The following is a 20,354-nucleotide window of genomic DNA, read 5'->3' on the forward strand; positions in this document are numbered from 1 at the left end:
TTTCTATATACAATAATGTAGTATGATATTATATAAAACAAATAAAATCAATAGCTAACACTTTTTAATATACATTTTATTGACAAAAAATTTTACTGTTATATACTTTTTTAATGAGTTCATCTATCAATTTATCTACAAACATTAAAACTCAATTAAGACATGAATTAAGATTAAACGCTCAAACAAAATTATGGCTAAATACAATATCAATGCCCGCAATAGAATTAAAAGAAAAGATAGAAAAAGAAATGGAAGAAAACCCTTTTCTTGAATATGATTTAAAAAATAGTAGTAGTAAAGATATTGATAATATTATAGAGAACACACTTCAAAGCGAGGGCGAAAGCCTATTTGAACACCTTAAAACTCAAATAAATATAGCATTTGATAATAAAAAAGATATAGAATTAGCAGAACATATATGCAGTTTTATAGATAAAGACGGATATATAAAGACACCATACGAAACAATATCAGAAACATTGAATGCAAATATAAAAGATGTACAAAGAATAATTAATATATTAAAAACTTTCGACCCATTAGGAGTTTGTGCGAAGAATATTGAAGAATGTTTATCTATACAGCTTAAATCAAGAGATGATATAGAAGATAGTATAAAAGAAATAGCTATAAAGATAGTAGAAAATTACTTAAAAGAGCTTGGTAAAAAAAATTATGACTATATAGCAAATGAGATGAATATCACTAAAGATAAAGTACTCGAAGCTCTAAAAATAATACAAACATTAGAGCCATACCCTGCAAGAGAATATGACACTACACCTATAAAATATATAGTACCTGAAATTTTTATATTCAAAGAAAACAATGAGTGGGTTGTAAAAACTAATGAAAGCTTCATAAAACCCTTGAAAATTAGCAAAAAATATAGTAAACTAATAAATGAGGGGAAAAATAGTAGAGAAGATATAAACTTTTTGAAAGAAAAAAAGAAAATGGCTGAAAATTTAATAAATGCCGTTAGTGAAAGAAAAAAAACACTATTAAAAGTAGGCGAAGGATTATTAAAATTTCAACTTCCTTTCTTTGAAAATGGAAAAGAGTTTATAAAACCCTTAAAATTACAAGATTTATCATTAGAAGTTTCTTTAAGTGAGTCCACAATAAGCAGAATATCTAATGGTAAATACTTAAATACAGTTTGGGGTACTTTTTCTATAAAATATTTCTTTTCAAAAGAGCTTAAAGGTGGCATATCCTCAAGAGCGGTGAAAGAAATAATAAAAAGAATAATAAAAGATTCCCCTGTTAAATTGACTGATGAAAAAATAAGGCTGATATTAAAAAGCGAAGGTATTGATATATCAAGAAGAACTGTTGCTAAATATAGGCTTTCATCATCAATATTATGAAAACAAAAGGAGAAAATTTTATGCATCAAAACATCATAGGTAAAAACGTGAGAATCACTAAAAATGTAAGAGAACATATAGCTAATAAGATGCAAAATATAAAAGTTCATTCTGATAAAATCATAGATGCTAATATTATATGTGAGCATATACATGAAGAATATATAGTTCAAGGTACTATTACTTTCGGTAAACAAGTATTCCATGATAAAGAAAAAGAAAAAGACTTGTATGCAGCAATAGATACAATGTTCCAAAAAATAGAAAGAAAGGTTAGAAAATCTAAAGAGAAAAATATAGATAAATCTCAAAGAGCTGTAGTTGATAAAACTGTACAAACTGATGAAGATGATGCTTCTTACTCTATAAATACAGTATCTTTATATGAAAAACCTTTAGATGAGATTGATGCTCTTGTTATATTTAATCATGATAAGAGGCCGTATCTTGCTTATTTCCCTATAAAGAGAGAAGAGGATTTATACAGCGTAAAAATAGGTAAATATCCTTCTTATCTATTTAAAGGAAATGATTCTAAAACTTATGAAATATATGAGAGCGATGATTCTAATTCTTGGAATATAGATGAAGTAAGTTTAACTAGCGATAATAATATAGATGCTAGTTCAAGCAAAAAATATGAATTAAGAGAATATAATGTGAGTGAGGCAGTAAACTACTTAACAGAAAATAATAATGAAAAGTTTGTAGTATATGTAAGCAGTGTTACTGGTCAGGTAGAGGCTTTATATAAAGAATCAGATATATCTTTTACTTTAATAAGAATATTTGAGTTATAATTTTTTATAAATTAATACTATTTTGGAGGGCTTAATAAAAATGAGCTTGATAGACTATATCAATAAAGATGCAATAATGATAGATGTTCAAGAGACAGATAAAGAACGTTTGCTCTCTAAAATGGTAGAAAGGCTTAATGAATGCGGGCTCTTGCTGAATAAAGATGAAGCAGAACACTCGATTATGGCTAGAGAAAAGCTTATGAGTACAGGAGTTGGAAGCGGTATAGCTATTCCGCATGCCAAAACAGATGCTGTAAAAAAAATAGTCTTGACTGTTGCTACTATAAAAAATGGAATAAATTATAAATCTGTAGATAAGAAAAAAGTATTTATAGTTTTTATGCTTCTTGCTCCTAAAGATTCTGCATCAGAGAATTTAAAAGTATTAACTACAATAGCTAAAATACTTAGAGATAACAGTCATTTTGTAGAGAAACTTATAAATACAGAAAAAAATGAAGATATAATATCTCTTATCGCTAAAGAGGAAATGAAATTATAATGCCTAAAAAAATAAATGTTGAAAAATTCCTTGAAATCAACGAAAACAGAAACAACATCTTAAAAATAAGAAGATTAACAGGTTTAATTGGAATGAAAAATGAAATATACAGCTGCGATGTCAATAGACCTGGTATGGCATTATTTAGATATTTTCAGGATTTCGCTTTTGAAAGAATACAGATATTCGGTAAGGGCGAAGGTAATTATGTTGTAACTTTAGATAAAGAAAATAAGACTGATATATTTGAAGAGATGCTTTCTTATAAGATTCCTGTATGTATATTTACTTATGGCTTAGTACCGCCTGAATCTTTTATAGAAATTGCTAAGAATAATAATATATGTGTTATTGTTACTGAGCTTCCTACTAATGAGTTTGTTCTATCCATGCAAAACTTAATAGAAGAGGAGTTTTTAGAGTCTTTTAGAGTTCATGGCGGGCTTGTTGAGGTTTTTGGTGTTGGCATTTTAATATTAGGTAAAAGCGGTGTTGGTAAGAGTGAGGCTACTTTAGAGCTTATATATAAAGGTCATAGGCTTATAGCAGATGATACTGTTGAGTTTAAAAAACTAAAAGACGGCAGAATTATTGGTAAAAAGCATGATGTTATCAAGCATAAAATGGAAGTGAGGGGTATTGGAATAGTAGATATAAGCAGGCTTTCTGGTATGAGTGCTATTAGAGATAAAAAAAGGCTTGATTTGGTGATAGAGCTTGAACAGTGGAAAGATGATGAGCAATATGACAGAATGGGGCTTTATGATAAAACTTATAATATATTAAATACTGAAATACCTTATATAAAATTGCCTGTACGTGCCGGAAGAAATATATGTATATTAATTGAAACTGCTGCTAAGAATTTACGTCTAAAAGAGATGGGCTATAACAGTGCTAAAGAATTAGACAAAGATTTAATAGAAGCTATGCAAAAGAAAGGTTCATAAAAACATATCTATATTAAAAAAGGATTAAAAATATATGTCAAAAATAGCTGTTGGTATGAGTGCAGGAGTAGATTCTACAACAACGGCAAAACTTTTAAAAGAACAGGGTAATGAAGTTTTTGGTGTTACTATGCTTCTTTGGGACGGTGATGAGAGAGCTCCTTTAGCTGGTTCTTGTTATGGTCCTTATCAAAACAAAGTGGTAGAAGAATGCAAAAAATATGCTGCTCAAATTGGAATTGATTATTATGCTTTTAATGTTAGTGAATTATTTCAAAAAAAAGTAATAGATTATGTAAAAAATTCATACAAAAAAGGACTCACTCCCAACCCTTGTATAATGTGCAATAGAGAAATTAAGTTTATGGCTTTGTTTGATGCCATAGAAAAAAGTGGTTTAACTTTCGATAAATTTGCTACTGGGCATTATGCTGGTGTAAGATATGATGAAGAGGAAAAAAGATATATACTCTTAAGAGGCAAAAATCATATAAAAGACCAATCTTATTTTTTATACAGATTAACTCAAGAGCAATTATCCAAAATAATGTTTCCTATGTATGAAATGACTAAAGAAGAGACAAGAAAGTTAGCAAGAGAGTACAATCTTATTGATGTGGCAGAGAAAAATGACAGTCAAGATTTTTTTGCTGGAGAATATCATAGGCTTTTTGATGAAGATTTAGAAGGAAATATTGTGCATATAGAAACTAATGAAATATTAGGAAAACATAATGGAATATGGCATTATACAGTTGGTCAGAGAAAAGGACTTGGCATTGCATACAAAGAGCCTCTTTTTATTATATCATTAGACAGCAACACTAATACTGTTTATGTTGGAAATAAAAATCACACCATTATAGATAAAGTTACAATATATGACATAAATTGGATAGTAAACAAAAGAGAAAAAGAGTTTACAGCATTGGTAAAAACAAGAAGTGCTCATAAAGGTACTATGGCTAATGTTGTGCCGATAGATGACAATAGAATAGACATACATTTTTTAGAGCCTACAGGTATAGTAGCCAAAGGACAATCATGCGTTTGCTATGACGGCGAGATTACATTGTGCGGCGGAATTGTATATTAAAACAATATTTTCTATCAATTTTTTCTTGTTCTTTTTCCCGCAGCAAAAAGAACCAAAAAGTGCAAGTGCTATATCTTTTTATATTTGTAATATGTATTAAGTATAAAATAATACATTTATTTTAAGCTAAACAATGCAGTTCTTTTGCTTCTTTGCGGCACGCCTTACCTAAAGGTACTCCTTTCAGTCGCCGGCACTCCTTTCAGTCGCAAAAGAAGTAGGGGCATGTACCCTAAGGGCACGCTTCGCAGGGGGCAACGCCACCACAAACAAGAAATTTTTAGTATATAATTAAACAATTATGTTTTATTATTATAAGTATTTGTTTTTGTTCAACTTTTTTGTCGCTCTCGCTGTGCGGATTTCGTAAGGTTTTCAGCATTCGCATATATTTTATGAAAGTGCAAATGTTTTAACTTTTTATCTTCGATGACATTATCATAAATACCGTAGACAAAACAACAAGAATAGAGCCTAATAATATATTAATAGTTAAAGTTTCATTATAAATAAATATAGAAGCTATTACTGTTGTTGTTGGTTCAAACATATTTAGTATTGAAGCAAGCGAAGAGCCAAGTTGTTTTACACCATAAAGTAAAAGCCCTAAAGAAAATATTGTGCAAAATAAAGATATAATAAGAAAATTATTAAATACATTTATACTGTCAATCATTTTCAAACTATTAGTTGATATACCCCATACAAAAAATACTATAGATACAAACAAAGACATATAAAAAATAGAAACCATAGTATCAAGTTTAGCAAATGATGCCTTTTTATTTGATATAATATATACACCATAAGTCACAGTTGTTATTAAGGCATATATTACACCCTTAAAAGATTCTACTTCTACAATTCTTGTTAAAAGAACTATTCCTATAACAGCAGAAATTACAGATAGTATTTTTAATATATTAATTTTCTCTTTATAAACTATAGCCATCAATATAATTACTACAACAGGATATCCAAAATGAATCATATTAGTAAGCCCTGCTGATATATATGATAAAGAAAGAGACAAAAAGAAAAATGTTAAACCAAGTCCAATTACACTAAATAATATAAGCTCTAAAAATTGTCTTTTATCTATTTTAAAACTTTTTTTTCTTATAAGTATTATAAAAAATAAAAATATTGCTGTAAAAGCATATCTATAAAAAACTATAGCTACAGATGAATAATTTTCTCTTATAATATTTTTTGTAAATATTGGAAGAAAACCATAAGCAATAGACGCTATGATTACTAATAATACATTAATCATTTTACTTAGCTCTTCTTATCTTAACATCAAAGCGTTCTTCTACCAAACTAATTAATTCAGGCAGCTTTTGCTCTGCTATCATTTTTAATTTTTCTCTGTCTATTCTCTGAGCAGGGGAACCAAGCATAACAGAATTTGATTCTATTTTTACATTAGTCATAACACCGCTTTGTCCGCCTAATATAACTCTGTCACCCAAAGTAACATGGTCAGCCAAACCAACCTGTCCTGCAAGCACACAATGATGACCTAATTTACTGCTTCCTGCAATTCCAACCTGTGATACAATTATAGAATGCTCTCCTATGTCGCAGTTATGAGCAATTTGAACTAAGTTGTCTATTTTTACCCCTTCTCTAATAATTGTAGAGCCTAAAGTTGCCCTGTCTATACAAACATTAGCACCTATTTCAACATCGTTTTCTATAACAACATTTCCCCTTTGAGGAATTTTCATCTGCTTGCCATTAACTTCAAAAAATCCAAAACCATCATTTCCAATAACAGTAGATGAACCTATTATAACATTGTTTTTTATTATGCATCTGTCATGTATAGAAACATTTGAATGTATGATGCAGTTCTCCCCTATTTCAACATTATCTCCCAAAAATACTCCGCTCTCTATTACACTGCCTTTAGCAATTTTTACATTCTTTCCAATATGGGCATTATCTCCTATATAGGTTTCTTTATCTATTTTTGCATTATCTTTTATAACGGCAGTATTTTCTATAGTGCCTAATGGATATTTTTTATCTTCAAATAAAATATAAAGAAGTTTTATAAATGCTTCTTTCGGATTTGCATGAATAATAGCAGTTTTCTTTTTAAAATCTTCTATTGTGTTTGCTAAATCCTCTCTTAAAATAATTGCACTCGCTTTACTATTTAAAGCAGTTTCTATATATTTATTATTGTCAACACAAACTATAGAGCCTTCTGATATATCATTAATAGGAGAAAGTGTTGTTATATTAATATTATCATCTCCTAATGTTTTTATAGCATTCAAAAATTTAGCAATATCTTTAATATTCATATTAGCTCCATTTATAAAGTTATTAAAAAATATATCTCATTTTATAAACAAATATGTTTTTTTGCAAATTTATATTTTTTTATTATATTATTTTTAAAATAAAAAACGCTATAGATAATAAAATATAATAAAATCCATAGCGTTTAATATTGTTTTATTTACTATTTATTATTTTGATGTTAATGAAGTTAATAAATTATTCATATCAGCTATTTCTTTTTCTTGGTCAGCTATTATTCTATTAGCAATCTCTTTAATTTTATCATCTTTTGTAGAAGCTAATATTTGTTTAGAAGCATTAACAGCACCTTGATGATGAGGTATCATTCCTTTAATAAAATCTATATCATTATCTCCAGTAACTTCTATCATAGACATTTCCATCATCATATCATTCATAATTTTCTCTGCTTCATCACCAAAAGCAACAGTATCTATATCACTATAGTCTGTGTTTTTTGCTTTTAATTCATCTACTAAAGCTTTAAACTCTTCTATCTCTTTCTCTTGGGCTTTTATAATATTATTAGCTAAAGTTTTTAGAGTTTCATTTGTAGTAGTTTCAAGAAGTATTTTAGAAGAATCTATAGCACCTTGATGATGAGGTATCATATTAACTAAAAAATCAACATCTATATTTTTAGTTTTCTCAAAAGCCTGAGCCATCATAGGAGCATGCATTGCATCTATTATTTTAGAACCAGAAACATTATGTGCTGCATGTGCATTATGCGTATTTTCTGCATTATTAGTTTGCACTGCAGAAGCTGTATCTGTTTTTTGAGTACAAGAAACAGTAAAAACTAACATCATTATAATAGTAATTAAAGTTAAAAAAATTTTCATTATGTAAATATCCTTTAATAAAATTTACTATTATAACATTTTATATATATAAATCGTAAAATAAATTATATAGATTCATCTTTTAACAAATTATTAAATTGTGCCTTAGAATAAACTTCTATTTTGTCATTATGAAGTACATAACTTTTAGCACTGCTTGTAAGGTCTACTGGTACAATTAATATTCCATTTTTAGCGCCAGCCTCAGAAACAAGCATTAAAAAATCTCTAATCATAAGTTCGCCAATCTCTACATTATTCCATCTTTTAAAAGATATTAGAGTTAAATCTTTTTTGCTGCTTTTCATGTTATATGCTAAATAATCTACTTCATCACCGTAACTATTCTTTCCTTTCTCTCCTGTATATTCCTGAACAATTGAATGTGATAATTTATTTCTTATAATATTTTGGCAAACCTTCTTAAAATCAAATATGCTCATTTTAAATATTTTATCTATTTTATTTGTAGTAGCAAATGTATTTGGTTTATTTTCGTTTACAGAAATCTTTAATTGATTTAATACCGCATCAACATTAATTGTAGGTTTTACATCTATTAAAGCTGCTATATAATCAAAATCTATAAAAGAAGCCTCCCATAAGTTTATAGTTTTATCCCAAAATGCTGTTAAATCTTTATCTATGTAATTTTCAAAATTATCATTTTTATATTTCTGTAAAGAATATGAACCTGAATCTTTTATTTTATTTAATTGATCTGATGCTTTGTATATTTCAGATAAATAGCTTAATATTTTATCAACATCATAAATATTAAAATCATTTAGGTTAAATGATTTTATACTTCTAAAAGCTTGTATAGAAAAATCTATATCTCTTAAAAAATATGAATAGAAGGCATAATCAAATACTAAAGAAGATATTTTTTTGTCAAATTGAGGAATTTTATATAAAGAGTATATTTTATCATAATATTCTTTAAATAATTTACTGTCTTCTAATTTGTATAATATAAATAAATATATTTTGTTCAAATAAAATACATAATTATCATCATGAAATTTATCTGCAAGTGTTATTTCTAAGAAAGATCTTGCTATATTAGTTTCTTCAGATATTAAGTAAAGCGAAATTAAAGATTTAGCTATTTGTTTTGAGATTTCTTTGCTATTTTTTTCTTTATTTACTCTTTTGTATAGTGTTTCTAAGAATGCAAGAGATTTTTTATAATCTTTAACTTTGTAGAATGCAAATGCTGCTGCTTTAATATCATCAATATCAAATTCTTCTTTTGAAGATAATGCTTTAGAAAAATAATCACAAGCTATTTTAAAACTGCCTTCATAAGTCAATATGGTAGCAACCTTTATAGCATATATTGTATTTTTAGGGTCTATTTTAAAAACAATAGCAGAATATTTTAATGTGTTTTCTCTATTTCCTAATGAAGAATATTTTTCTTCCAATTTTTTTGCTGCATCAAGCTGAGCCTTTCCTCTTAAATATCCTATATCCATTAATTGCTCATATTTTTTTAAAGCCTCTTCATTCTCTCCAATATTCTCTTCTAACATTGCAAGTTCATATATTGCTTCATAATCATTTTCATCTTTAGCAATTCTTTTTTTTAATTCTAATATTCTCTCTTTGCTTAATTTACCTGATACTTTTCCTATTTTATTATCTTTGTTTGCAATTATTTTTTTTATTAATATAAATGTAAGAAAAGCTAATACTATTAATGTTATTAAATATACAACTATATTATTCATAAATTATCTCTTTATCCTTTCACTATTTTTCAAGAAATATTTTATATTATTTTTTATTTTAAATAAAGTTATATTTAAAAATATTTTACAATTATATATTTTATGATTCTACTTGCAAAAAGCGGTTTTTTTGATAAAATCTATTTAATTTTTTACAGTTTAGGTTTTATATTTCTATGAATTATTTGATAACAGGTCCTATGTTTGCAGGAAAGTCTAAATATTTAATAAAGACTTTAGATTATCTTCTTATGGAAAAAAGTGATATTAAGATACTATTTATATATCCTAATATTTCTTATAGGGGATATTTTTGCAGAGACAAAAATGTTGTGCTTGATAAGAGAATAGATATTCTTACTGAAGAAGAATTAGAAGATAAATTTACTAATTTTGATAATATAGAAGATTATTTATCTAATTATGATGTTGTAGGTATTGATGAGTTTTGTTTTTTAAATAAGACTACAGATTTCATTAAATTAGTAAAAGATTTCTCAAAAAATAATATCAATATAGATTTTTATATAGCTTCTTTGGACATGGATTTTAAGAGGAATTATTGGGAGAGTGTGAGCAGTTTAATTGAAGAAGATTTGATTGATGTGCATATAAAAGTTTTTGGCAAATGTGATTGCGGAAGGAAGGGGATATATTCAAAAAGAATAGTTAAAGATGTTGATAGAATTGTGATAGGAGATAATATATATAAGTGTGTATGCAGATACTGCTACGAAGGCGAAGATGATGTTAAATTAGATTTATAATCAATTTTTATTTAATATAATTTGTAAGCTCGCCAATATTTTCTATAGAGCAAGTGATTTTATCTCCAATTTTCATATATTTAGGCGGATTAAATCCCATACCAACCCCAGAAGGTGTGCCTGTAGCTATAATATCTCCTGCTTCAAGCGTCATACCTTTAGATATATCGCTTACTAATTCATTTATATTATGCAGCATATATTTTGTATTTGAGTTTTGTCTTAACTCATCGTTTAGAGTTGATTTTATGTTTAAATTATTTATATCTTTTATATCATCTTTATACACGATGCATGGCCCCATTGAGCTATAAGTATCTAAACTTTTTCCTTTGTACCACTGAGAATGTTCTTTTTGTATGTTTCTTGAAGATATATCATTAAAAATAGTGTATCCGAATATATATTCTTTTACTTCATCTATTTTTATATCTTTTGCTTTTTTAGCTATAATAACGGCTAATTCTGTTTCGTAATCTAATGCCTCATCTAAATCTAATCTTGAGTTTATATTATGATTATGCCCTATTATATAAATAGCTCTTTTAGAGAAATATACGGGTTTTTTGTTTTGTACATCATTAATATTGTTTTTTACTTCGTTAATATGATCTTGATAATTAACTCCTACACATATAATATCATGTATTGGTTTCGTTATAGGCGATAGCAGCTGAATTTTTTCTATTGAATAAGTTTGTTTAAAAGTATCTATTTCTTTTTCTAATTTAGACAATATATTTTTATTGCAATTTTGAATAAAATCAATCATATTATAATTTTTAAACTCTGGTATAATGTCTGCTATAGGTATAACACTTTTTTCATTTCTGGTTAAAATTCCTATAGCTTCGGTATTATTCCACTCTAAAAAAGATACAAATTTCATATTATTCTCCAAAAAACTTTAATTAATTATAATAAATAGTTGCAGTTTTTCAAGTAAAATGAAAAAAAATGTATTTTTTTTAGTTTTCTTATACATCTAATTTATTTTTATAAAAAAAATCCGATAAAGATATGTAGTATTATTATATTAAACCTATACAAAATTAATACTTGACTAATGGGTTAAATATTATTATACTTTAAAAATAGGTAACTAGTATTTTTAGGAGACTAATGATGAAAAAACTAATTTTAGTAATCTTTTTAGTGAGTTTTAGTACGCTTTTTCCAGCATTTGAAGTTGATGTTATAGGTCAGCTTAGTGCTGTAACAGGATTTCCAATTTTGGACTCTCAAACTGTAAAAATTAATGGTTCAACAGAAGTAAGACCAGAACTTTCCGCTCAAATAGGTTATATGCTTCCTATGCAAAACGGATTAAAAGGTATAAGTCTTTTAGGTGATGTTATGATAGAACAAAGTACCATAGGTATTACTTATCCTGGAGACAAAAAAATAGTTAATAAAGAAAGCGGATTAAGTATGGGTTTAGGTTTTACAACTAAATTTGTAATCGGTAATGTTAATAGTTTAATTCCTAGAGATACTGTTTTAGGTGTTGGAGTTGCTGCTAAGGCTTTAATATATGCTCCAAATATAGTACTTACTATGACTCCGCCTCCTATAAGTATTTATCTCAAAACTTTTGTAGAACAAAGATTTTTCATATCAAGACAATTAGCTTTTGTCGTAGGACTTAATTTATATTTAGATTATATGCTTCCTATGACTTATAAAGTTGATCAATTGTTTATGGGTTATTTTGTAACTAGTTATCTTGATTTAGGTATAGGTCTTAGCGTAGGACTTCACTTCGGAAATTAATTTTTATTATAAATATATTTTAGGAGCTATTAAAAAATTAATAGCTCCTTATTTATTTTTTTTGATAATATATTATAATTCTATCTATTAATACTATAAATTTCTTTTTATGATTTATTTTCAATTTGGTTAATAATTATATATTGGGGAGAGAATATTGAAAAAAAAGATTTTCCTTATTTTATCTGTATTCATTTTTTACAGTAATATTTTATTTAATGATGTAGTTAATAGCATAGTTGGAGTTGTTGGTTCTATTCCTATTACTTATGAGGATTTTGTAAGCAGGAAGTCTTTTTTATCTCTTCAGGCTAGATCTATTGGTAAAAAAATTAATGATGATATGGTTTATAAGGATTTAGTTGAAGAGAGGATAATGTATTTAAAGCTTAAAGAATATAATTATGTTATAGAAGAAAATGATGTTAACAGAAGACTCGAAAATATTGCAAGTCAATATAATCTTACCTTAGACCAATTTGCAAAGCAATTAAAATCTGAAGGCATATCTTATGAAGAGTACCGCAATTCTATAAAAAAACAAATAGCTATGGAAAATTTGAGCGGGCTTGTTGTTAATAACACAGAAATTACCGATGCAGAAGCTGATGAGTATTATAATAACAGTAAAGATAAAACAGCTTTTGAAGTAGATACCTTAGTAAAACTTTCTTGGATATTTTTCAAAGCTACAACATTCACAGAAAAAGGTGAAAAACAAGAGTTAGCTGATAGAGTTAGAGGAATGGCAGCAAGAGGCAATGATTTTGCTGAGTTAGCTAAAAAATATAGCGATGATGAAAAAACAAAAAATTATGGCGGAGATTTGGGGTATAATCTTTTATATGATGCAGGAAAACGTTCTTTGCCTGCACAGGTAAATGCTGGGCTTACTTTGGCAAAAAGAGGATATAAAGTAGGAACTGTAAGTTCAGTGCGTGAATTAGTTGGCAAGGGCTTTTATATAGTAAAAATAGTAGAAATACAAAAAGATATGGATAGTATTCGTACAAGAGTAAAAAACTATCTAAGCGAGATTCGTATGAGAGATTCTTTTGTAAAATGGCTTGATGATGAAACTAAAAGAGTTACTATAAAGTTATATAAATAGTGTTGACAGAATTGTAAAAATATAGTATAATATATTACTCATGTAATAGTATAAATTTAAAATTAATATAAATGGAGAAAAACCATCATGTATGCAATAGTAGAAGTAAAGGGAAAACAATACAAAATAGAAAAAGGTCAAGATATCTTAATAGAATATTTGGGCGATGATGCTAAAGAATCACCAGAAATAAAAACGCTCCTTCTAAAAAAAGATGATGAAAGCGTAGTTGTTGGAACTCCTTATGTAAATGGAGTAAAAATAATCTCTAAAATAGTTGAAAGCTTAAAAGGTGATAAAGTAGTTATAGGAAAACACAAAAGAAGAAAAGACTACAAAAGAAAAACAGGTCATAGACATAAATATCATAAAATCACTATAGAAGATATTACATTAGCTTAAGTTTATAATGTCTTCTTTATTCAGTGTTGTTTATAATAGTGATGGTGTTATAATAAAGGTTACTATAGAAGGACATGCTGGAATAAAAAAGTCTGGTGAAGGTTATGAGGTATGTATAGCTTTGAGTGCGTTATCTCAGGCTATGCTCAATACTCTTACTGAAATAGTTGGAAGCAAGAGTATTAAACATAAAATTAATGATGGATATTTAAGCTTTGAATTGATTGGTTTTGATAAACTTAATAAAGAAAAAGCTTATGAGTATATTACAGTTAGTAGAGGATATTTACTAGGTATAAAATCTCTTATTAAAGAGTATCCCGACTACATAAAATATAAAGAGGAGTTAAAAAATGGCACATAAAAAAGGCGGCGGAAGTTCAAAAAATGGACGTGACAGTCAATCTAAACGTTTAGGTGTAAAAGTTTATGGTGGAGAAAAGGTTGTATCTGGTAACATTATAGTTAGACAAAGAGGTACACAATTCCATGTTGGTAAAAATGTTGATATAGGTAGAGACCATACTATTTTTGCAACTGCTAATGGTGTTGTTAAATTCCACACTAATAAGTTTGGTAAAAAAACTATAAGTGTAATAGCTGAATAATATTATACACTAAAATATATTATTTTTATTAATATCCTATTCTTATTTAAGAGTGGGATATTTTTGTTTATTTGTTATATTTAAACCAAGAGGATAATTATTTTATGAGAATATTATTTATAGCTTTAGGGTTTATATTTCTTGGAATAGGTGCTGTCGGTATAGCTGTGCCAATTTTGCCCACTACCCCTTTTTTGCTTTTAGCTTCATTTTTCTTCGCAAAAGGCTCTAAAAGGTTTCATGATTGGTTCTTATCTACAAAATTATACAAAAAATATTTAGAGAGCTTTGTAAAATCAAGAGCCATGACTCTAAAAGGAAAATTAACTATACTTATACCTGTAAGCTGCATGCTTATAATTACATTTATTTTAGTAGATAATATATATGCTCGTATAGTTTTAGTGATATTATTCATTTCAAAATATGTTTATTTCTTCACGCAAATAAGAACTGTTTCAGAGGAAGAGCTAAGTAAGATGAGAATAAGCTATCAAGAAGAGCAGTGATTTTTTGATATGCAATAAAAATTAGTATGCAGTAAAAATTTGTAAATTATAAAATATTAATTAAAAGCTATGTTAATATACAAAAGGCTTTATTTATAAAACAACATAAATAAAGCCTCAAAAATAAAATAAGCATTTATAAAAAATTATAATTCGTAAAAAATTATTATTTACCTGTTACTGTTATAGTATCATAATTAGAAAAGTCATTTCTGCTTTCTAAATCTTTTTTCTCATAATCTTTTAGAGGTATTTTATTTCTTATAGCAGCATAAACTGTAGGAACTATTATCAAAGTAAACATAGTTGAAAGTAAAAGCCCTCCTAACACAGCAATAGATAAAGGCTGATACATTTCATTTCCGCTTCCTCCAGATAATGCCATAGGTAAAAGCCCTAATATTGTTGTAAGTGTTGTCATTAGCACTGGTCTTAAACGCCTAGGTCCAGATTCTAAAGCAGCCTCATCGCCATTAATATGTTTTTCATGCATAAGCTGATTCATATAGTCTATAAGCACAATTCCATTATTTACTACGATACCAATAAGCACTATAAAACCTATACCGCTATACACGCTTAATGTTTGCCCGCTTATAAACAATGCTATCAAAGAACCAGCAAAACCAAATGGAATTGCTAATGCTATAACAAAAGGTGCGATAAGCGATTCAAATTGACTTGCCATTATTGCATAAACTAAAACTAATGCTAATATCAAAGCCTGAACTAACTGTAAAAATGCTTCATTCATATCCTCAAAATCTCCTGCATAATTAATACTAAATCCTGAAGGTATAAATACTTCATTTTTTATTTTTTCTTGAACATCAAACATTACATCGCTTAAGGCTCTATTATAAGCAGAAGCTTTTATGCTTGTTATTCTTGTGCTGTCTTTTCTATCTATCTCTGTAGGTCCGTAACTTTTCTCTATAGTTGCTATTGAGGATATAGGCACTATTCCTGCTGTTGTAGGTATCATTAATCTTGATATATCATCTATGTTAAGTCTATCAGGTTCTCCAAGCTGAACATTAACATCTATATCTGTAACATCAGAATTGTTCGGTGTCATAGTTGTTGCTGCTGTACCTGCGAAACTTGTTTTAATAATATTTGCTATGGTGTTTACATTGACACCCATTTTTGCCGCTATCTCTCTATTAACATATACTTTCAATTCTGGGTTTGAATCATCTCTTGTAAGTCTTGGCTCTCTTATTCCTTCTATATCAGATATTGCATTTATTATATTGTTTGCTATTTCTGTGGCTTTATCCAAATCATCGCCTACAAGCTCTATTTCAATTTCTTGTCCGCCTGTGCCACCATTTCTGCCTCCGCTGCCTATACCTGAAGTATTTATTGATGCTATATTTATTTGAGCAGGATAAGATGCTAATACATTTCTTGTAAGCTCTATATATTCATCTACTGACTTTTCTCTGCCTTCGCTTTTATCTCTTAACTGCACTCTTATTTCAGCAGAGTTCTCTTCTGAACCAGATTTTACTCTTGACTGCATTCTGTCAAAATCTTTACCTATTACTTCTTGTATATCTACTTCCATTCTATTTACAAAAGACTGAGTTTGTGCTGACTTTGTACCTACTGGCATTTTTACATCTATCTTAAATTGTCCTTCATCTGAAGTTGGAAAACCTTCCTTTCCAATAAATGTTAAGCCTAATACTATTACAGCAAGTATCACACTTAAAGAAGAAATCAAAACTTTCTTTTTATTTTTTATAGAAAAGTTAAGCATAAAAGAGTATATATTATTAACCCTATCGTGAAATTGTTTATTGACAAAATTTTCTATAGGTATTAAAAATTTAGTTTTTTTATTCGTTACAAGTCTAGCCCCAAGCATAGGAACAACTGTAAGAGCAACAAATAAAGAGCCTATCATTGAAACTGTTACAGTAATACATAAATCTTTGAAAAGCTGCCCAGTCTGTCCTTCAACAAAAAGAAAAGGCAAAAATACTGCTATTGTTGTAAGTGTTGAAGCTGATATTGCTAATGCCACTGCGGAAGTTCCGTTTATAGCAGAAGAATATTTTCCGTATCCGCTATTTCGATAATAAAATATATTTTCAAGCACTACAATAGAGTTATCAACCATCATACCAATTCCGAGTACAAGTCCAGACAATGAAATAATATTTAAAGTAATTCCCATAAAATACATTAATGTAAATGTAATGATTATTGATGTGGGTATTGATATTGCTATTATAGAAACAGTTTTTATATTCCACAAATAAAACATAAGTATTATAACAGCAAACAAACCTCCCTGCCAAGCTGTTTCTAATACTCCGTTTATAGATTCATTTACATTGTCAGCACTATTGAATAATATTTCATATTTTATGCCTTCTGGAAGATTCAAATTTTCTAATTGTTTTTTTACGGATTTTGATACATTAACAGAGTTTCCTCCAGATTCTTTATTAACAGAAACTGATATTGCAGGCATTCCATTTATTTTTACTATCTCAGAATCATCACTATATCCCTGATAAACTCTTCCTATATCTTTTAATTTTATAGGCGTGTCATTAGTTTTTAATACCACCACAGTGTTTTCAATATCTTCTACAGTTGTAAACTCACCCATTGTTCTTATATTATATTTATAAACCCCTTCATAGGTATCTCCTCCTGATAGGTTTTGATTTTCTGATGACAAAAGAGAAACTATGCTGTTAATATCCAAACCATAAGCATGAAGACGGTTTAAAACTAAATCTACTTTCATTTCTGTTTTAAGTCCGCCTCTAATTTCTGCTCTTGCCACTCCCGATGCTTGCTCTATTTTGTTTAATACTTGATTGTCTATTAAAGTATATAATGCCCCTAAATTATCAGTGCCAAAAAATGCTATCGCCATTACAGGCATCATATCTGTAGAAAATTTAAATACTGTAGGGCTTTCAGCATCATCTGGAAGAGAGTTTTTTATTCTATCTATTGCCTCTCTTATATCAGCAGTTGCAACGGCTAAATCTGTACCCCAATTAAACTCTATAAATACGCTTGACTGACCTTCTTCTGAAGTAGAAGTTATCGAATTAATGCCGCTAACTGTAGCAACTGCATTTTCAACGACTTTAGTTACTGATTTTTCTACCTCTTCAGGTCCTGCATTCTCGTACTCTGTACTTACTGTAATATAGGGAAGCTCCATATTAGGTAAGAAATCTACTGCTAATTTTGTTAAGCTTACAAAACCTAATATTAATACCGCTACTATACACATAAAAACAGCTACAGGTCTTTTTACTACTAACTCTATAAAACTCCTCATTCGCACTCCTTCTTATATAGTATGTATATATATATTGTTGTATAATTTTAGACGAATAAGGTTATAAAAAAGTTTTAAATTAAGTTATGTATTAGGGTGTATTTATATAATTTTTTATTAAGATTTTTTAGCTAAAACATAGACATTATCTTACACTTTATACATATTCCAAACATACAAAGCTAAAGCACTTGCACTTTTTGGTTCTTTGACGAAGTCCGCACAGCGTAAGCTGCGGGAAAAAGAACAAGAAAAAAATTGTTTTAACATACACTAAAAATTTTAAGTCTGTAAAAATTCAGTTTTTATATTTTTATTGCTTGCGGGGACTAGCCACCCTGCGAAGCGTGCCCATAGGGTAGCCCCCCAACTTCTTTTGGTGACCCAAAGAAGCAAAAGGACTGCATTGTTTAGCTTAAAATGTTAGTATTATAATATAGTTTACACATATTCCAACATATAAAGTAAAAACATTTGCATTTTTTGCAACTTTTTGCGGCGGGAAAAAGTTGATAGAAAATTATGGTTTTATTTATTCTAAAATTTTTTAAGTTTTTTTATTTTGGTTATTTGCAGGGCTTTGCCCCGCACCCCAGTTCTTTTGTCGCCACAAAGAACCAAAAAGGCTGCATTTTTTATGCTTAAAATAAATGTATTATTTTAAATTTTATATATATTCAAAAACATACTAAGCTAAAATATTTGCAGTTTTTGTAATGAGAAAAAGAACAACAAAAAAATTGACAACAAATCTATAAAAACCTGCAGCCTTGTTTCAACTCTCTCTCTGTCATCAATTTGTTTATAGAATTAATTATTTCTCCTTTGGATTTTTTCCATTTCGGTGCTATTAAACTATCTCCTAAACTGTCTCCCATAATTCTTGAAACTATTATATCTTCTCTTAAAATAGATATAGCATCTGCCATAAGCTCTATGTAAAAATCTTCATCAAGCGTAGGAAAATCATAATCTCTATACATTGCCTCAAAAGCACTTCCAACCACAATATCAAGCTGATGAAACTTTACACTGTCAATTTTTAAATTAGAAATATCTCTAACAGTCTGAAGCATCTCTTCTCTTGTTTCTAAAATTATTTTTTTACCTTCAATTCTTTTAGGCAAACCAAATATTATATGAGTTGATATTATAAGATTGCTGTAATTATTTTTTATTTTTTCTGTCATATCAGCAAACGACTCAAAATTATGCCCCCTGTTTATAAAAATAGAAGTATCATCATTTGAAGATTGAAGCCCCATTTCAAGCCATATCTCTTTATTATATTTTTTTGATAAATTATCTAATTCTAAGAGCACTGCCTCTTCAAGCATATCGCTTCTTGCCCCAAACATTAAACCTACACAATCCTCAAACTCAATTAATTTATTGGCATATTTAAGAGATTCTGATGAAGCTAATTTTGATAATGGAGTTCCAAGCTGAAAATAAGCATAATATTTTTTGTATCTATTTTTATAATTGTTTACACCGTTTATCCATTGATTTTTTATATTATCTTCTTCTACATACGGAGGTTTATAACTATTTAAATTGCAAAACTTACATCCCCCATTATTGGCCTTATGAGCACAGCCGAAATCTGTGTCTATAGAAATTTTACCAACCTTAAAACCGAACTTTTTTTTTACATAATCAGAAAAACTATAATAATTTTGCATATCTATCTTTTAATATATCTTTCCATTTCCCTATCTAATGCTTTTTTCTTTAAAGTCTCTCTCTTATCATGAAGCTTCTTACCTTTAGCCAAAGCAAGTTCAACTTTTACCTTTCCTCTGCTAAAATATAAACTAATAGGAATTAAAGTAAGTCCATGCTCTTTTATTTTACCATAAAGCCTTTTAATCTCTCTTTTTTTCATTAAAAGTTTTCTTTCACGCAAAGGGTCATGATTATTCCTGTTACCAAAATGATACGGAGAAATATGCATATTCACTATAAAAAGCTCCCCCTTTTTAAAAGAAGCATAAGAATCAGACATATTAACTCCCCTATCCCTAAGAGATTTAACTTCTGTACCAAGTAAAACTATACCTGCCTCAAACTTTTCTATCACTTCATAATTAAAAAGTGCTTTTTTATTTCTTGCTATCTCACCAGATGAGACAGAATTATTTTTTTTATCTTTCTTATCTTTTTTAGCCATTTTTTATTTACTCTTATATGAGATTATACATAAATTAGAAAAATTGTCAAAATAAAGAAATA

General features: G+C 28.2%; 20 protein-coding genes. 12 read left to right on the forward strand and 8 right to left on the reverse strand.

The annotated features are described in order from the left end of the window. The first annotated feature begins 113 nt into the window (after positions 1-113). The 5 genes from rpoN to mnmA are packed head-to-tail and all read left to right on the forward strand — an operon-like array spanning position 114 to position 4,730. On the forward strand, positions 114-1,379 hold the full coding sequence (gene rpoN, locus R4I97_RS01425) for an RNA polymerase factor sigma-54 (protein ID WP_335783371.1): 1,266 nt from the start codon (positions 114-116) through the stop codon (positions 1,377-1,379). Positions 1,380-1,399: 20 nt separating this feature from the next. Further along, a complete protein-coding gene (gene hpf, locus R4I97_RS01430) occupies positions 1,400-2,179 on the forward strand; it encodes a ribosome hibernation-promoting factor, HPF/YfiA family (protein WP_335783372.1) in 780 nt (259 codons plus the stop codon). A 40-nt stretch (positions 2,180-2,219) separates the two neighbouring features. Beyond that, entirely contained in the window at positions 2,220-2,684 is a 465-nt protein-coding gene (locus tag R4I97_RS01435) for a PTS sugar transporter subunit IIA (protein WP_335783373.1), read from the forward strand. After that, the gene (gene hprK / locus R4I97_RS01440; protein ID WP_335783374.1) at positions 2,684-3,634 is read left to right on the forward strand and encodes an HPr(Ser) kinase/phosphatase; all 951 of its coding nucleotides are present in this window, start codon (positions 2,684-2,686) and stop codon (positions 3,632-3,634) included. Before R4I97_RS01435 ends, hprK begins: the two co-directional genes overlap by 1 nt. Before the next feature lie 34 nt (positions 3,635-3,668). Next, the gene (mnmA, locus tag R4I97_RS01445; RefSeq protein ID WP_335783375.1) at positions 3,669-4,730 is read left to right on the forward strand and encodes a tRNA 2-thiouridine(34) synthase MnmA; all 1,062 of its coding nucleotides are present in this window, start codon (positions 3,669-3,671) and stop codon (positions 4,728-4,730) included. Between the two features lie 412 nt (positions 4,731-5,142). On the opposite strand, the gene R4I97_RS01450 is transcribed toward mnmA, so the two are convergent. From R4I97_RS01450 to R4I97_RS01465, 4 genes are all read right to left on the reverse strand, one after another. Continuing rightward, positions 5,143-6,006 (reverse strand): DMT family transporter, encoded by an 864-nt coding sequence (locus tag R4I97_RS01450; RefSeq protein WP_335783376.1) that lies wholly within the window; start codon positions 6,004-6,006, stop codon positions 5,143-5,145. A 1-nt stretch (position 6,007) separates the two neighbouring features. Continuing rightward, positions 6,008-7,048, reverse strand: a complete 1,041-nt coding sequence (lpxD, locus tag R4I97_RS01455; protein ID WP_335783377.1) for a UDP-3-O-(3-hydroxymyristoyl)glucosamine N-acyltransferase — start codon at positions 7,046-7,048, stop codon at positions 6,008-6,010. A gap of 168 nt (positions 7,049-7,216) precedes the next feature. Next, on the reverse strand, positions 7,217-7,894 hold the full coding sequence (locus R4I97_RS01460) for a DUF305 domain-containing protein (RefSeq protein WP_335783378.1): 678 nt from the start codon (positions 7,892-7,894) through the stop codon (positions 7,217-7,219). 65 nt (positions 7,895-7,959) lie between these two features. Beyond that, positions 7,960-9,630 carry a tetratricopeptide repeat protein gene (locus tag R4I97_RS01465; protein ID WP_335783379.1) on the reverse strand — a complete coding sequence of 557 codons (1,671 nt, stop codon included), beginning with the start codon at positions 9,628-9,630 and terminating at the stop codon, positions 7,960-7,962. 176 nt (positions 9,631-9,806) lie between these two features. Between R4I97_RS01465 and R4I97_RS01470 the strand changes: the two genes are divergently transcribed. Continuing rightward, the gene (locus tag R4I97_RS01470; protein WP_335783380.1) at positions 9,807-10,397 is read left to right on the forward strand and encodes a thymidine kinase; all 591 of its coding nucleotides are present in this window, start codon (positions 9,807-9,809) and stop codon (positions 10,395-10,397) included. A gap of 7 nt (positions 10,398-10,404) precedes the next feature. On the opposite strand, the gene R4I97_RS01475 is transcribed toward R4I97_RS01470, so the two are convergent. Further along, on the reverse strand, positions 10,405-11,286 hold the full coding sequence (locus R4I97_RS01475) for a fumarylacetoacetate hydrolase family protein (RefSeq protein ID WP_335783381.1): 882 nt from the start codon (positions 11,284-11,286) through the stop codon (positions 10,405-10,407). Positions 11,287-11,522: 236 nt separating this feature from the next. Between R4I97_RS01475 and R4I97_RS01480 the strand changes: the two genes are divergently transcribed. From R4I97_RS01480 to R4I97_RS01505, 6 genes are all read left to right on the forward strand, one after another. Further along, the gene (locus R4I97_RS01480; protein ID WP_335783382.1) at positions 11,523-12,170 is read left to right on the forward strand and encodes a hypothetical protein; all 648 of its coding nucleotides are present in this window, start codon (positions 11,523-11,525) and stop codon (positions 12,168-12,170) included. A gap of 157 nt (positions 12,171-12,327) precedes the next feature. Continuing rightward, positions 12,328-13,281 carry a peptidylprolyl isomerase gene (locus R4I97_RS01485; RefSeq protein ID WP_335783383.1) on the forward strand — a complete coding sequence of 318 codons (954 nt, stop codon included), beginning with the start codon at positions 12,328-12,330 and terminating at the stop codon, positions 13,279-13,281. A gap of 87 nt (positions 13,282-13,368) precedes the next feature. Beyond that, on the forward strand, positions 13,369-13,683 hold the full coding sequence (rplU, locus tag R4I97_RS01490) for a 50S ribosomal protein L21 (protein WP_335762358.1): 315 nt from the start codon (positions 13,369-13,371) through the stop codon (positions 13,681-13,683). A 7-nt stretch (positions 13,684-13,690) separates the two neighbouring features. Continuing rightward, a complete protein-coding gene (locus R4I97_RS01495) occupies positions 13,691-14,047 on the forward strand; it encodes a ribosomal-processing cysteine protease Prp (protein ID WP_335783384.1) in 357 nt (118 codons plus the stop codon). After that, the gene (gene rpmA, locus R4I97_RS01500) at positions 14,037-14,291 is read left to right on the forward strand and encodes a 50S ribosomal protein L27 (protein ID WP_013244528.1); all 255 of its coding nucleotides are present in this window, start codon (positions 14,037-14,039) and stop codon (positions 14,289-14,291) included. The genes R4I97_RS01495 and rpmA overlap by 11 nt, the downstream gene beginning before the upstream one ends. Positions 14,292-14,395: 104 nt before the next feature. Continuing rightward, positions 14,396-14,800, forward strand: coding sequence for a YbaN family protein (locus R4I97_RS01505; protein ID WP_335783385.1), 405 nt, complete (start codon positions 14,396-14,398; stop codon positions 14,798-14,800). A 166-nt stretch (positions 14,801-14,966) separates the two neighbouring features. On the opposite strand, the gene R4I97_RS01510 is transcribed toward R4I97_RS01505, so the two are convergent. The 3 genes from R4I97_RS01510 to smpB form a co-directional block, all read right to left on the reverse strand. Beyond that, entirely contained in the window at positions 14,967-18,119 is a 3,153-nt protein-coding gene (locus R4I97_RS01510; RefSeq protein WP_335783386.1) for an efflux RND transporter permease subunit, read from the reverse strand. Positions 18,120-18,871: 752 nt separating this feature from the next. Continuing rightward, positions 18,872-19,804, reverse strand: coding sequence for a TIGR01212 family radical SAM protein (locus tag R4I97_RS01515; protein ID WP_335783387.1), 933 nt, complete (start codon positions 19,802-19,804; stop codon positions 18,872-18,874). Between the two features lie 2 nt (positions 19,805-19,806). Beyond that, positions 19,807-20,292 carry an SsrA-binding protein SmpB gene (gene smpB, locus R4I97_RS01520; RefSeq protein WP_335783388.1) on the reverse strand — a complete coding sequence of 162 codons (486 nt, stop codon included), beginning with the start codon at positions 20,290-20,292 and terminating at the stop codon, positions 19,807-19,809. Between the last annotated feature and the right edge of the window lie 62 nt (positions 20,293-20,354).

Origin of the sequence: Brachyspira pilosicoli (assembly GCF_036997485.1) — a bacterium.
Classification (GTDB): Bacteria; Spirochaetota; Brachyspiria; order Brachyspirales; family Brachyspiraceae; genus Brachyspira; species Brachyspira pilosicoli_C.

What these genes read in the sequence shown, in the direction of transcription:
- rpoN (WP_335783371.1), top strand. Translation starts at nt 114, where the DNA reads ATGAGTTCATCTATCAATTTATCTACAAACATTAAAACTCAATTAAGA.
- hpf (WP_335783372.1), top strand. Translation starts at nt 1,400, where the DNA reads ATGCATCAAAACATCATAGGTAAAAACGTGAGAATCACTAAAAATGTA.
- R4I97_RS01435 (WP_335783373.1), top strand. Translation starts at nt 2,220, where the DNA reads ATGAGCTTGATAGACTATATCAATAAAGATGCAATAATGATAGATGTT.
- hprK (WP_335783374.1), top strand. Translation starts at nt 2,684, where the DNA reads ATGCCTAAAAAAATAAATGTTGAAAAATTCCTTGAAATCAACGAAAAC.
- mnmA (WP_335783375.1), top strand. Translation starts at nt 3,669, where the DNA reads ATGTCAAAAATAGCTGTTGGTATGAGTGCAGGAGTAGATTCTACAACA.
- R4I97_RS01450 (WP_335783376.1), bottom strand. Translation starts at nt 6,006, where the DNA reads ATGATTAATGTATTATTAGTAATCATAGCGTCTATTGCTTATGGTTTT.
- lpxD (WP_335783377.1), bottom strand. Translation starts at nt 7,048, where the DNA reads ATGAATATTAAAGATATTGCTAAATTTTTGAATGCTATAAAAACATTA.
- R4I97_RS01460 (WP_335783378.1), bottom strand. Translation starts at nt 7,894, where the DNA reads ATGAAAATTTTTTTAACTTTAATTACTATTATAATGATGTTAGTTTTT.
- R4I97_RS01465 (WP_335783379.1), bottom strand. Translation starts at nt 9,630, where the DNA reads ATGAATAATATAGTTGTATATTTAATAACATTAATAGTATTAGCTTTT.
- R4I97_RS01470 (WP_335783380.1), top strand. Translation starts at nt 9,807, where the DNA reads ATGAATTATTTGATAACAGGTCCTATGTTTGCAGGAAAGTCTAAATAT.
- R4I97_RS01475 (WP_335783381.1), bottom strand. Translation starts at nt 11,286, where the DNA reads ATGAAATTTGTATCTTTTTTAGAGTGGAATAATACCGAAGCTATAGGA.
- R4I97_RS01480 (WP_335783382.1), top strand. Translation starts at nt 11,523, where the DNA reads ATGAAAAAACTAATTTTAGTAATCTTTTTAGTGAGTTTTAGTACGCTT.
- rplU (WP_335762358.1), top strand. Translation starts at nt 13,369, where the DNA reads ATGTATGCAATAGTAGAAGTAAAGGGAAAACAATACAAAATAGAAAAA.
- R4I97_RS01495 (WP_335783384.1), top strand. Translation starts at nt 13,691, where the DNA reads ATGTCTTCTTTATTCAGTGTTGTTTATAATAGTGATGGTGTTATAATA.
- rpmA (WP_013244528.1), top strand. Translation starts at nt 14,037, where the DNA reads ATGGCACATAAAAAAGGCGGCGGAAGTTCAAAAAATGGACGTGACAGT.
- R4I97_RS01505 (WP_335783385.1), top strand. Translation starts at nt 14,396, where the DNA reads ATGAGAATATTATTTATAGCTTTAGGGTTTATATTTCTTGGAATAGGT.
- R4I97_RS01510 (WP_335783386.1), bottom strand. Translation starts at nt 18,119, where the DNA reads ATGAGGAGTTTTATAGAGTTAGTAGTAAAAAGACCTGTAGCTGTTTTT.
- R4I97_RS01515 (WP_335783387.1), bottom strand. Translation starts at nt 19,804, where the DNA reads ATGCAAAATTATTATAGTTTTTCTGATTATGTAAAAAAAAAGTTCGGT.
- smpB (WP_335783388.1), bottom strand. Translation starts at nt 20,292, where the DNA reads ATGGCTAAAAAAGATAAGAAAGATAAAAAAAATAATTCTGTCTCATCT.